Source organism: Thermococcus indicus (assembly GCF_006274605.1).
Taxonomy (GTDB): Archaea; Methanobacteriota_B; Thermococci; order Thermococcales; family Thermococcaceae; genus Thermococcus; species Thermococcus indicus.
Genome location: NZ_CP040846.1, coordinates 257,878 through 271,157, shown reverse-complemented (window position 1 = coordinate 271,157; position 13,280 = coordinate 257,878). Strand labels below are relative to the sequence as shown.

General features: G+C 55.9%; 10 protein-coding genes and 1 pseudogene. 7 read left to right on the top strand and 4 right to left on the bottom strand.

Annotated elements, in window-relative coordinates:
• Positions 1 to 6 precede the first annotated feature (6 nt).
• The 4 genes from FH039_RS01420 to FH039_RS01405 all read right to left on the bottom strand — a co-directional run bounded on the left by FH039_RS01420 (position 7) and on the right by FH039_RS01405 (position 6,084).
• The gene (locus tag FH039_RS01420; protein ID WP_139679930.1) at positions 7 to 966 is read right to left on the bottom strand and encodes an ABC transporter ATP-binding protein; all 960 of its coding nucleotides are present in this window, start codon (positions 964 to 966) and stop codon (positions 7 to 9) included.
• Between the two features lie 10 nt (positions 967 to 976).
• On the bottom strand, positions 977 to 2,446 hold the full coding sequence (locus FH039_RS01415; protein WP_139679929.1) for an ABC transporter permease: 1,470 nt from the start codon (positions 2,444 to 2,446) through the stop codon (positions 977 to 979).
• 11 nt (positions 2,447 to 2,457) lie between these two features.
• Positions 2,458 to 3,513: an ABC transporter permease gene (locus FH039_RS01410; protein WP_139679928.1), complete on the bottom strand. Its 1,056-nt coding sequence runs from the start codon at positions 3,511 to 3,513 to the stop codon at positions 2,458 to 2,460.
• 180 nt (positions 3,514 to 3,693) lie between these two features.
• The gene (locus tag FH039_RS01405; RefSeq protein WP_240703241.1) at positions 3,694 to 6,084 is read right to left on the bottom strand and encodes an ABC transporter substrate-binding protein; all 2,391 of its coding nucleotides are present in this window, start codon (positions 6,082 to 6,084) and stop codon (positions 3,694 to 3,696) included.
• Positions 6,085 to 6,478: 394 nt separating this feature from the next.
• Here FH039_RS01405 and FH039_RS01400 point away from each other — a divergent pair.
• The 7 genes and pseudogenes from FH039_RS01400 to FH039_RS01370 all read left to right on the top strand — a co-directional run bounded on the left by FH039_RS01400 (position 6,479) and on the right by FH039_RS01370 (position 13,271).
• Positions 6,479 to 7,710 (top strand): annotated as a pseudogene (locus FH039_RS01400) (dihydroorotase).
• On the top strand, positions 7,688 to 8,389 hold the full coding sequence (locus tag FH039_RS01395) for a dihydroorotate dehydrogenase electron transfer subunit (protein ID WP_139679926.1): 702 nt from the start codon (positions 7,688 to 7,690) through the stop codon (positions 8,387 to 8,389). Before FH039_RS01400 ends, FH039_RS01395 begins: the two are co-directional and overlap by 23 nt.
• A 47-nt stretch (positions 8,390 to 8,436) precedes the next feature.
• On the top strand, positions 8,437 to 9,342 hold the full coding sequence (locus FH039_RS01390; RefSeq protein ID WP_139679925.1) for a radical SAM protein: 906 nt from the start codon (positions 8,437 to 8,439) through the stop codon (positions 9,340 to 9,342).
• A 41-nt stretch (positions 9,343 to 9,383) separates the two neighbouring features.
• On the top strand, positions 9,384 to 10,067 hold the full coding sequence (locus FH039_RS01385; protein ID WP_139679924.1) for a hypothetical protein: 684 nt from the start codon (positions 9,384 to 9,386) through the stop codon (positions 10,065 to 10,067).
• Between the two features lie 30 nt (positions 10,068 to 10,097).
• On the top strand, positions 10,098 to 10,928 hold the full coding sequence (locus tag FH039_RS01380; protein WP_139679923.1) for a DUF7411 family protein: 831 nt from the start codon (positions 10,098 to 10,100) through the stop codon (positions 10,926 to 10,928).
• A gap of 112 nt (positions 10,929 to 11,040) precedes the next feature.
• Positions 11,041 to 12,006 (top strand): ABC transporter permease subunit, encoded by a 966-nt coding sequence (locus tag FH039_RS01375; protein ID WP_139679922.1) that lies wholly within the window; start codon positions 11,041 to 11,043, stop codon positions 12,004 to 12,006.
• Positions 12,003 to 13,271 (top strand): ABC transporter permease, encoded by a 1,269-nt coding sequence (locus FH039_RS01370; RefSeq protein WP_139679921.1) that lies wholly within the window; start codon positions 12,003 to 12,005, stop codon positions 13,269 to 13,271. Before FH039_RS01375 ends, FH039_RS01370 begins: the two co-directional genes overlap by 4 nt.
• Positions 13,272 to 13,280 lie beyond the last annotated feature (9 nt).

Below are 13,280 nucleotides of genomic sequence, written 5' to 3'. Positions count from 1 at the left end.
CACACCTCACAGCAGCCAGCATGCGGCGTAGTGGTCCTTATCAACTTCCTTCAGCTCGGGTTCCTGTTCCTTACAGACCTGCATAACGTAGGGGCACCTTGGGTTGAAGCGGCATCCCTTTGGCGGGTTGATGAGGTTGGGCGGCTGTCCCGGGATGAACTCAAGCCTCTCAATGTCCTCGTGGAGCCTCGGTATGGCTGAGAGGAGCTTCTGGGTGTACGGGTGGGCCGGCTCGTAGTAGATCTTCTCGCTGTCTCCAATCTCGACGATCTTGCCCGCGTACATGATGGCAACGCGGTCGCTGATCTCGGCGAGGATGCTGAGGTCGTGGGTGATGAATATCATAGAGAGACCGAGCTCCTTCTTGAGCTTCTTCAGGAGGTTGATGATCTGGGCCTGGACAACGACATCGAGGGCCGTTGTCGGCTCATCGGCTATGACCACCTCCGGCTCAAGCAGGAGGGCCGAGGCTATGATGACACGCTGCTTCATACCTCCCGAGAGCTCGTGGGGGTAGCGGTAGACGATCTCGGGGTCGAGACCCACGAGCTCAAGGTACTTCTGGGCCCTGTCAATGGCATCGTCCTTGCTCATGCCCTTGTGGAGGAGGAGCGGCTCGATCATCTGGTGACCGACGGTGTAAACCGGGTTGAGGGCGTTCATGGCACCCTGGAATATCATGGCTATCTTCTGCCAGCGGACCTCCTTCCTGAGGACGTCCTCGGGGAGACCGACTATCTCCCTGCCATCGATCTTGATGCTGCCTCCGACTATCTTACCCGGTGCGGTGGGCATTCCCATAAGGGTAAAACCGAGGGAGGACTTGCCGCATCCGCTCTCACCGGCAAGTCCCAGCACCTCACCCTTCTTGAGGTTGAAGGTAAGGTCATCGACGGCCTTGACGACACCCTTGTTGGTGAAGTAATACATCTTGAGGTTCTTAACTTCGAGTACGTTCTTGACCATTTACACCACCTCACAGCTTCCTGAGCCTCGGGTTGAGTATCTTATCGAGGGCCGTACCGATGAGGACGAAGGTCAGGCCGACGACAGCGATGCCAAGCCCGGGCGGAAGGACCCACCACCAGTAACCCTTGGTCGTCGCCGCCTGCGCCTGGGCCGCGTTGAGTATCTGTCCCCAGGTAACGGCCGTCGGGTCTCCAATACCAAGGAAGCTCAGGGAAGCCTCGGCGATAACCGCACCCGGAACGCTGAGGGCTATAACTGCGAAGGCGTAGGGCAGGAGCTGCGGCAGTATGTGCTTGAAGATTATCCTTCCGTTTCCGGCACCGAGGGCCCTGGCAGCCTCGATGTAGGTCTGCTCCTTGATCTGAAGGGCCATACTTCTCGCAATCCTCGCTATTCCCATCCATCCGAAGATGACCAGCAGCAGGACTATGAACATCAGGGTCACGTGTCCCACCGTGGCACCTATGAGGATGAGTATCGGCAGGCTCGGTATTGAAGCGAAGATCTCGTTGATACGCATCATGAACTCGTCGGCGTTTCCACCGAGGTACGCACTTGTAACTCCGTAGACGAGACCGATGACGGTACTGAGGACGGAAACGAGTATACCTATGACGAGCGAGACCCTGCTACCCCAGATGATGCCTGCCCAGAGGTCCCTTCCAAGGTAGTCGGTACCCATGGTTCCGTAGCTCCTACCGAGGAAGGTGATCTTTATGTCATCGATGATGACCTTGTTCTGGTCAGGGGCAGGGTTGTCGATCTTGAGGACGAGCTTGTAGTCGCCCCAGAGTGGCTCGGGGTTGTTTATGATGTCCTGGGCGTTCATTCCAGGCTCGACCCTGGCAAAGGCCGTGGACACGAGGGTGTTGATGTTCATGATAACTATCGGGTCCATCTGCGCCTGGAGCGGGTCGAGCTCCCTTCCCTCGGTGACGTTGACGAGCCACACGTAGATGTTGGCGGAGATCGCCGCGTCCCTACCGACGGCTATGGTGGTGGAACTCGTGAGGGGCTTGTTGTCCACGAGGGGAACGGTCTTTCCATCGGGCCTCTCAAGGTACAGGCTGTACGTCGGAGCCTCGGACGGCAGGTTAAGGGTCACGTTTATGTTCCTTATGATGATTCCCTGAGGACCGAGGTAGTAGCCCTTCGAAAAGCTGTAAGGGGCCTCAATCAGGATTTCGGTGTTGCTCGGGTGGGTGATTGAGAGCTCGTCGCTGTAGTAGGCCACCTGGGGAACGAGCTTCTGGGAGGTGAACATGTTGTACCAGGTCGGCGGAACGTTCTTGGGGTTGTCCTCCCAGTAGGCGGAGCTCCTCCACTTATCGGGGAGGTCAGGTATAGTGGTGTAAGGCGCTGTAAGAGCAACGAGGACGAGGAGGATGAGGAGAATGACACCGGCTATGCCGGTCTTCTCCCTCTTAAACTCTTCGAGGAATTCCTTAAATCCTTCTTTGACGTCGACCCATCTCATCGTGAATCACCTCACATCTTGGCGGAAGCACCGACCTTGACACGCGGGTCGAGGAATCCGTAGACCATGTCGGCGAGGACGACTCCCGCAAGGTAGAGCACCGTGAAGAAGTACGTCAGACCTATGAGGAGGTTGGTTTCGTTCTGCTGGAGGGCGACCCAGTAGAGCCTGCCCATTCCCGGGTAGTTGAAGACGAGCTCACTGATGATGGCACCGCCGAGCGAACCGAGGAGGGCGAAGATGATCATGGTGACTATCGGCGGGGCGGCGGCGCGGAGGGCGTGGCCGTAGATGATCTTGTGCTCGGGGACACCCTTGGCCCTCGCCGCCATGATGAAGTCCTCCTGGAGGGTGCCTATCATGATGTTCCTGGTCGTCCAGGCCCAGCCGCCGAAGACAACGAAGACGTAGGTGAAGACCGGAAGGGCGAGCTTGTAGATAACGTCCTTAACGTGCTCCCAGCCGGTGAGCTGCGGGTCAAACATCGAGCTGAGCGGGAACCAGCCGAGCTTGAAGGCGAAGATCAGAAGGAACATCATTCCGGTCCACCACATTGGCAGACTGTAGGTGAGCAGTGCGAAGATGGACAGACCCCTGTCGAAAACACTGCCGGCGTGCCTCGCGGCCCTAACGCCGAGGAAGATACCGAGTATGATAACGATTATCGTGGCAGTGGTGAAGAGCAGGATGCTTCTCGGAACGGCAACCTTGATGATGTCGGAGACGTTGTTGGTTCCGAAGATGGGCGTGGTGGTGGTTCCAAAATCAAGCTTCAATGTACGTACGGCCTTGTTGTAGACCTTCTGCCAGTACGGGAGGTTGAGCTCGTACTTTTCCCTGAGGAACTGCTCATACTCTGCCTTCGCCTTCTCATATACATCCTGACCCTGTGTTCTCAGGATATTCTGACCGGTGGTCCTGTCCCATTGCATCATTTCATCGTTCATCTTTGCCAGGTTGCTCTGTTCCGCAACCTTAACAAAGAGTGCCGAGATAATAAACGTCACAATCAGCAGAACGAGGATGGCGTTCAGAATTCTAAACACCAGGTACTTTAGATACCCCATTTTTTCACCCCCACGTAGGTTGCTCGTGTTTAATGTATCTTTTTCAACATTGTAAAACTGACTTTATATATCTTACTGCATAGATGTGCACATTTTCATAGAAGTGCACTATGGAACCTGGAAAGAACCGTCAGAAACGCGGGTAAAATTTCAAAAAAGGAAGGAAAGAATGAAACTACTTCACTTCTTCTTGGTGAAGTACCATGCGGCCGCGGCGATGATGATTATCACCAGGCCAACGACGACATAGGTGGTGGTGTTGCCGCCTTCACCTCCGCTCGGAGCCTCCGAGGTGGTGGTGCTCGGAGCGGTGGTGGTCGGACCGGTCTCGGTGGTGGTCGTGGTGCTGGTTATGTCGTCCCAGGTGAGGCCGGAGATCTTGAGGATGACCTTGGCGAGGTCATCGACGTGCTGCTTGGTGAGGAGGTCGAGCTGGAGGAGTCCCTCACCGCTGCTGCTGAAGGAGTACTTGCTGCTGGCGTCGTAGGCGTCGCCGTTGGCGACGAGCTCACCCATGGCCCAGTACATCTCCCACGGCATGCTCGGGTAGAGGATGTAGTTGCCGGCAGTAACATCATCAGCGAACGGGTGGACGTAGTTACCGTAGACAACGTAGCCGTTGTCGGTGAACTGGAAGCCGAGGAAGGTCTGGTAGGTGGCGGCGGTGTCACTCAGGGCGCTGTCGTAGTACGGGTCGTCCGGGGTGTCCTTGTAAGCCCAGGTGTAGTAGAAGGCGATGTAGTACTTGATGTCGTCAACGGTCATCTTGACACCGTTCTGCCACTCACCCATGTCACAGGTGACGGTGACCTTGACCTTAGCGGTCTCGCCGGCGTGGGCGGCAATCCAGCCCTGGGTCTGGTTGTAGATGACGGCATCGTCCGGAACAGTGAACTCACCCCTCTCAAGGGTCCACTTGCACCTGTACGGGACGTAGATACCATCGAAGTTGATCTCGCCACCCCTATCGCGGATAAGGTTCCAGAGCCTGGTGCTGTAAACGTCGGTGATACCGCCGACCGGGTTGATGGCACTCATGAAGAGGGCACCGGTTGAGGCGAACTGGGCGACCTTGAGGTGCTTGTCCGGGGTCTTGGCGCTCATTATGCTCCACCTGCTGGCGATACCAACGCTGTCGTCACTAATGATGTCGGTGACCCTCTGCTTGTTAACCGGGTAGAACTCCCAGTTCTCAACGAGGAAGATCCTGACGCTGTCCATGATACCCATGGTGATACCTATCTTCTGGAGGTCCCAGTACTGGTCAGCGCTGTTGAGGACGATGGTGGTGTTGGTCTCAGGATCAGTGTACTGGGTCATGAGGAGGAGGTAACCGATCTCCTTGTTGGTCCACTTGAGTATCGGGCCAAGGCTCTCCTCGCTGGTGTAGTACTTGGTCTGGAGCTTCTGCAGACCTGCGGTAACGCTGCCGTCGCCTATGAACTTGAGGGCGTCCTCAACGTTGACGTCAGGCTGGTGCCTGGGGTCGTTGAAGTTCGGGTAGTAGCCGAGCGGTGAGTACCAGTAGTAGATCTGCCAGTCAGGGTACATGCTTCCGAGACCACCGGCACCCCAACCACCGGTGTAGAGGTTCCACTCGTAATTGCTAATCGGCTTCCTGAAGACTATCTCACTGGCCTTCTGCCTGTCGAGGAGCATCCTGTCAACCTTGAATCCGACCTTCTTCTCGAGGAGGTCGGAGATGTAAAGGCCTATGTCCTTCCTCTCGTCCTCGGTACGGATGACGAACTTGACCTCAACCGGCTGGTCGTCGAAGTACCAGTAGCCGTCATCCTTCTTCTCAAGGGTGTGGCCGGCAGCGGCGACCTGCTGGGCGGCCTCCTGCATGGCCTCGCTTATCATCTTGAGGGCGAGGTCCTCGTTGCCGTCGGCGGTGAGGTGGAGTGCATCGTAAACCGGGGTGAAGTACTTGGCGGCCGGGTCGCTCGGGGTGATACCGCTGAGGGCGGCGGCACCGCTACCCTGGTAGATGTTCTGGATGATGTAGTTCCTGCTGATGAGCCAGTTCATTGCGAACCTGACCTTCCTGATGGCGAACGGGTTGAAGTAAACGTTGTCGCCGACGGTAACTATCGGGGCGTCCTGGTCGGGGTCCTTGTACGGGTTGATGCTCAGCTCGACGGAGGAGCTGGCGCTCTTGTAGAGGTTGAGGTTGGCGAGAACATCGCTTCCAAGACCCTGGTACTTGTTGGCACCGAAGGCGAAGAGACCAATGTCAAACTCACCCTTGGCGACCTGGAGAATTATGGTCTCCTCGTTCTGGACACCCTGGTACTCGATAACGTCGGCATAACCATCCTTCGGGAGCTTGGGATCATCATTGAAAACGTTCCTCTTTCCATTAAACTTCTCAAGTTTGAGGTAAAGGTTCTCGGGAGAGTACATCGAGAGGATGTACGGACCGTTGCTGATGACAAAGTGACCGTACTTGAGGTACCACTGGAGGTCGGCCTTAAAGCGGGCCTTGGCCTCGTCGCTGTTCAGGGGTATGTCCTTCGGCGTGTAGTCCGCCGCGCTGACCGGGTGGATGGCAAACAAACTAAACAACATCAAACCCATAATAAACAATCCCAAAGCCTTCTTCATACTCCACTGCCTCCTTCACTTTTTGGCAATATTGCCATATGTGGTGTATAATGGCATGAGGATATACATTGAAAGCCTATTTAAGGGTTACGTTCTTGTAAAAGTAACGCCGATGAAAACAAGAGAACATACGGCCAATCGCCCTCAATAAAGTTATCATATGGTCCCTAGCCAATTGTGACACCGTACGTCCGCCTACTACCATCAAAAAATAGTAAACCCAATAAAATTCCCAAAAAAGGGCACACAAATGTGGGGAAAGCCCAAAAAATCGTTAGCAGCCTTTTTGAGGAACCCCATCCCATCGAGCGAGGCAAAAAACTTAAAATGCCAACCCATCAAAACGCGTGCGGGCACTATGTACGACCTGGTTCTGAAAGGACGGTTCCTGACGGATGGGAAACTGATAGAAGGGAGCATAGGGGTTTCTGACGGCAGGATTCTGCGCGTCTCAACGGGCGAGCTGAAGGGAGAAGAAACCATTCAAATTGGCCGTGGAAAGGTCATACTCCCGGGCTTGATAGACGTGCACGTCCACCTGAGGGATTTTGATCAGAGAAAAAAAGAGACCGTTAAAACAGGCACGATGGCAGCCTTACACGGGGGGATAACCACTGTCTTCGACATGCCCAACACCCAGCCGCCCATTCTGGACGTTGAGACGTTTGAACGGAGGAAAGAGCTGTTCAAGAGGGAAGCGTACTCCGACTACGCCCTGAGTTTTCTGATAAGAAACAACTGCGGGGATGCGGTGAAGGCCGGTGCAGACTTCTACAAAATCTTCATGGGAGCCTCAACGGGGGGAGTCTTTTCGGAGGATTTTGAAGGGGATTATTCCTGCGCCCCGGGGATTGTAAGCGTTCATGCCGAGGACGCCGAAATAATCCAGAAAAAACCTGAAAGACCGCCGGAAGCCGAGACAATCGCCATAAAACGCGCTCTGAAAGCCGCCGAAAGATTCAGAAGGCCCCTAAACATCTGCCACGTATCAACCGCGGGCGGAATCGAGGCGATACTGCGGAGAAACCTTCCCAGGGTTAGCTTCGAAGTTACGCCACACCACCTCTTCCTAACGAAGAAGGACTTCGAGAAAAACCCCCTCCTCAAGGTGTATCCCCCTTAAGGGAAGAGGAACACAGGAGAGCACTCTGGAGGGACTTTTCCAGGATTCCGATAATAGCAAGCGACCACGCACCCCATACGCTGGAGGAGAAGGAATCGGGGGCGGCCGGAATACCAGGACTGGAAACGGAGGTAGCACTTCTCCTCGACGCGGTGAACAGGGGAATGCTCGAGCTTTCCGACATCGTGGAGAAAATGCACGCCAATCCGATTAAAATATTTGGAATAAGGAACAAGGGTCTCGAAGTTGGCAAAGACGCCGACTTTACGGTGGTGGACCTCAAGAGGGAGTGGACGGTTAAGCCGGAGGAATTCTACACGAAGGCTAAATGGAGCCCCTGGGAGGGAAGAAAGCTGAAGGGAAAGGTAGTGATGACCCTTCTCAGGGGAAAGGTTGTTATGGAGGAAGATGAAATCGTGGGAAAGCCGGAGGGGGTCAGGATAAATGCTGGAAAGGGTAGCGCTTAGGGAAGTTTGGGACGTTGCCAGGGACGTCAAGGCCTTCCGCTTCGACAAGAAGCTCGAATTCAGGGCGGGACAGTTCATAATGGCATGGCTTCCGGGGGTTGGTGAGAAACCCTTCAGCCTGGCCTGGAGGGACTTGATAGTCGTCAAGAGGGTCGGGCCATTCACAAGCAGACTCTTCGAGCTGAGGGAAGGCGACTATCTCTGGATCCGCGGGCCGTACGGAAGAGGCTTCGGGCCGAAGGGGAAAAGAGTCGCCCTCGTGGGTGGCGGGATAGGGATTCCACCGCTCTACGCCTTCGCGAGGCAGCACCGGAGCAAGTTTGAGAGGATAACCCTCATCTACGGTGCCCGCTCGAAGGACGAGCTGGCTCTGATGGACATCGAGAACTACGTGGACGATGTGGTAATCACCACCGACGACGGCTCGGCCGGGAGGAAAGGCTTTCCAACCGATGTGCTGGCGGAGAGAAAGGGGGAGTTTGACCGGGCCTACACCTGCGGCCCGGAGCCGATGCTGAGGGCCGCCCTCCATGTCATGAACTATGAAAACGTCCAGGTTTCGGCGGAGCGCTACATGAAGTGCGGAATAGGCGTCTGCGGCTCCTGCAACCTCGGGAAGTACCTCGTCTGCCGCGACGGGCCCGTTTTCGATGGTTTCCAGCTGAGGGGACTGCTCTGACCAGTCATCTTTTTAAACCCCTTTTCTCAGCTCCGGCCGGTGAGAGAATGAGGAAGATGAGCTGGGAGGAGTTCGCGAGGAGCATGGGCGTCGAGCCCCAGAGGCTTGAGAACAAGGAGGCGAGGCTGCTAAAGAATTTCGTGAGGGATTTGAAGTTCCCCACCCACTGTCAGGGATGCCAGGGGCTTGATTTAAGCAACCCAAATCCGGTTCACCACCCGAGCTACGAGCTAACGCCGGCCTGCAACCACGACTGCATTTTCTGCTACTCGAACGTTGCTGTGAAACTCGGGAAGGCCCCAAAGCCCGGCTACTACGGATGGGAGAGGCCGTACGCCATAACCGTTTCACAGTACGGCGAGCCGCTCATAAGCCCGCGCATAGTTGAAGTGAACAAGATGCTCCGCGAGAGATTTCCGGAGGCGAGGCTCGACCTTCAGACCAACGGCTCGCTCTTGACCGAGGAGCTGTGGAGTAAACTCGACTTCGACCTGGTCATGATAAGCCTCGATGCAGCAAGTAGGGAGAAGCACCTCAAAATCACCAACGCCGACACCTTTGAAAACGTCGTGAACGCCCTGAGGATAGTTGGAAGAGATAAGAGCGCCCGCTCGGTTGTAAGGACTATATTCATGCCAGGTATAAACGACGAAGACATACCCAGGATAGCCGAGCTGGCAGCTTCCCTTGGAATAGACGAGATGATGCTCCAGCCCCTCACGATCCATGAGCTGAACGTTGAACGCTTGAGAAAGGCGGGCCTCGACTTCGAGCGGGCCGAGAGCATAAGGGAGTACCTGAAGGCGGCGATGGAGGCGAAGAAGTACATAGACGTCCGGGTAAGCGGCTGCCAGCTCGCAATCTACAGGACGATGGACCCCCTGACGTTATTCAGCGCGAGGCGCGTCGCGAGGGACGTGGCGCCGGCGATGAAGAGGAAGAAGATTGAATAAACCTTTTTATCCCCCAACCTCCAATATCTCTGGGGGGCAGTATGATAAGGGAGCTCTTCGCATTCCTCTTCCTGACGGCGTTCCTCTTCATCAACCTATCCCTGATGCTGATGCGGGTCTTCGGAAGCCTCGCAGGAATGGCCTGGAGAAAGGTTCTCCGTCTCGAGGTTCCGGAGAACGAGAAGAAGGGCGTTGAGAGGATTTACACGCTGGTCTGGATAGCCATTGGAGCCTGGGCGTTCTGGAAGCTCCGGGGGACCAGCTGGAGCGCGGCACTCTTTGCCGTTCTCGCCTTCAGGAGCGGGGCAAACATCACGAGAACCCTCGTCTACGGCCTCCACGACCAGAGGATCATAGAGGAGTACACCGAGGACAGCGCGGTTCTGAGAATAATCGGAATGGCGACCAAGCTGTCAATACTGCTCGAAACTATCTTCGTCGTCGCCTTTGCCCTCGCCTACAAAGCCTTTTCCGTAACCCTCAGCCCCAACGGGATGGGCGCTAACACCTTCATTCTCTCCCTCTGGCTGGCGGGTCTGGCGTTTGGCCTGCTCTTCGGCTGGTTCATAGCCAGGAACAACCGCGGAATACTGCTGGGAAACGCGATTACCATCGTGGGCTTCTTCGCTACAAAGAAGGGTAAGAGAAAAACCGAAGAAACAGTCAAAACGGCCAAGGAAGCCCCTGAAAAACTTCGCTCTAAGTTCCTAAAGCTGGGAAAATAACTTTTTAAACTACCATTCTCTCCCCCAATCATGCTCAAGTGCTCACTCTGCATTCACGACGAGAGGACGGCGAAGATAGACATCATCGATGGAAAACCTATCTGCAGGGAGTGCCAGGTCTATCTGAGGCACCCGATGGACAGGGAGTGGATAAGGAAAGAGCTCGAGGAGCTCATGAAGGGCGTGGACCAGGCAATCGTTGCCTACTCCGGCGGAAAGGACAGCACGGTAGCGCTGTACCTGGCGAAGGAGGTTTACAAGGTTCCGGAGCTGGAGGCCGTTATGGTAGACCACGGCCTGATGGCGAGGGAAGCCATAGAGAACGCGGAAAGAACTGCCAGGGCACTGGGCGTTCCTTTCAAGGTTCTCCGCTACGACTACTCCGACATCTTCCGCGAGGCCCTTCTCAAGGGGGAATCGCCCTGCAGACGCTGCTCCAAGAGAACGATGGAGAAGCTGAGGAAGTACGCACTCAAAAACGGCTATAAGTACATCATCACCGGCCACGAGCTTCCCTTCGGCCACCATCCGTACAGGCTCATGAGCGGTGGGGTGACCCAGATAAGGCTCCTCTCCATGATGACGGAGAGGGAGAGGCTCGAAATCCTCGAGAGGCTTCCCTTCGAGTTTCCGGAGCTTCCCGGCTACACCACCAACTGCCTCGTCCTTGGCCCAGCCCTGGAGCGCTACTGGGAGAAGCACGGCCACAGCTTCGAGCACCGCAGAATAGCCGCCCTGGTTCGCTACGGCCTCATGGACAGGGAGAAGGCCGAGAGTGAAACCTCAAGGCCTGTGGTACCCGCGGAGCAGAAAAAGTTCGTATACCGGAAATTGGGGCTTAATACGCTCTTCCCGGAGTGATGGTTTAATTTTCCGGGAACCGTTGATTTATATTTCCTTCTTCCACCGGACGAAAATTACTCAGGCTCGTAAATGTTTTAAATAGTACACTGATGTCAATCCCGGTGGGAACATGGCTAAAGCCGGAGCCGTTGCCGGGATAATCACGAGGAATCTTTTAATCCTGTTCCTCGCCCTTCTCGTGGTCGGAACCGTCATAGCGGGTGGAGAACTGCGGATTGAAAGGAACGACCTCGGAAAGGTCTACAAGTTCTACCCGAAAAACGACAGTAGCCTGCTGGACACTATAGGCGGCTACTTCTACGCCACATGGAAGTTCCTAAGGGATCCGCCGGAGGTGAGGGGGGAGAGCCTGGAAAGTTTTGTCGTCAAGAGCTTCGCCCTCCTCGTGCTGACCGAGGTCTTCCTCCTTGCGATAGGACTTTTCCTGGGGCTGAGGGCAGGCTACTACCGGGGGTGGGTCGATAAGGTGGTCTCCGTGCTGGCCCCAACCTTCTCGGCCATGCCCTCCTGGTTCATAGGCGTGGTGTTCCTGTTTCTGTTCTACTGGAAACTCTCCCTGTTCCCCATCAACTTCGAGGGCACCATCAACTGGGCGGAGGTGCACGGAACCCTATCCACGAGCACCTACCTCAGGGCCCTGGCCCTTCCGGTGCTCACGCTGGTGTTCTCGAGCCTGTGGGAGTACGCCTTCAACGTCAGGAACATGATAGTGAACGAACGCAACAGCAGCTATGTGCTCTACGACGTCGCGAGGGGACTGCCGGAAGGGAGGATAATGCGCAAGCTCCTCAGGACGGCGCTCCCGACGTTCCTAACCTTCACGACGTACAACTTCCTGGAGATACTGACGGGGATGATGCTCATCGAGGTTATATTCAACATACACGGCCTCGGCTATCTGATGGCGATTTCATTCGGGCTGACCCGCATTGGGGACGGGTTCGGTTTTGCCTACGCACCCGAGATCCTGTTCTTCGCGACGGCAGTGATGATGCTGTTCTACTTCATCAACGCCGTAGTCATGGAGGGCCTGTACCTCCACCTGGACCCGCGCTCGGGAGGGGAGAGGCAATGAGAACCAACAAGCTCAGGCTGGGAGTGGCCATCATCGTGATATACACCATCGCAGCGTTCATCGCCCCCTACTTCGTGAACGAGGAGAAGATAGAGAACTGGTACAACGGCCTCTACTGGAAGGACAACCCCAAGCTCGTCCCGCCCTCCTGGGTGAACCTCTTCGGAAAGAGCCTGCCTCCAACGGAGGAACTGCCCCCTGTAAAGAGTCAGCCGGGCCTTCAGGCCTTCGAGTACGACTTCAGGTACTCAAAGCCACCCCAGGACATAATAGTGAAGTTCAACAGAACCGAGGGAAGGCCCGTGACGGTAACGGTGACGACGCCCTCAGGGGAGAGCCACCAGTTCTACAGGGGAACCTCCGATGAAGTCTCCCTCGCCTATCAGTGGGGGGTGCTGATGGAGATAGCTGAAGACAGCGGAGTGGAGTTCAGAATGGAGGACACGGCCTTTAGAATGGGACTTAAGCCATTGTTCTTCGTGAACCGGAGCGGGGAGGTCGTTCCGGAGCACGGGGTTTACACGATAACCGTCGAGGGAGCAATCAACTCAACGGTCAAAATAGTAGGCGCCACCTACGGCATCCTGGGAACCGACACCTATGGCAGGGACGTCGGGGCGGCATTCCTGTGGGGGGCGAGGCAGACGGTAATCCTCGTCTACCTCACGGCGGTGGTAGCTGTGGCCCTTGGAACGCTCGCCGGCCTCGCCGCCTCACTGAGGGGAAAAGCCGGAACGGCCGTGGATTCCATATCGAAGCTCTCCACCATAATCCCCGTCATACCCCTCATGATAGCCCTCATACCCCTGACCGGGAGCGTGTCCTACAACGCCAGAATAACGATACCCGTGTGGGCCTTCGTGCCGGCGCTGGCGTTTCTGCTCTTCGGGAAGATAGCCAGGAACGTGGGGGCAATAGTCAGGACCGAACTCAACAGGGAGTACGTGGCCGCGGCCGAAAGTTTGGGCGCCGACAGGAAGTGGATGCTGAGGAGGCACATACTGAAGATAGTCGGGCCGTACTCAATCTACCAGCTGTCGCTCTTCGCACCGAAGGTCATCGCGCTGATATCGATACTGGGCTTCTTCAGGGTCGCGCCTGGGTTCAACTGGGGAACGATGCTGGGAATGGTGCTGAGCCAGAACGCGATATACAGCATGGCATGGTGGATGATAGTGCCCATCGGCCTTGCCCTCGTGGTCTTCGCCCTCGCCTTCGTCCTGATAAACCGCGAGCTGGAGGAGAGGTTCCTGTCGAGGGGATAAAAGGAAACG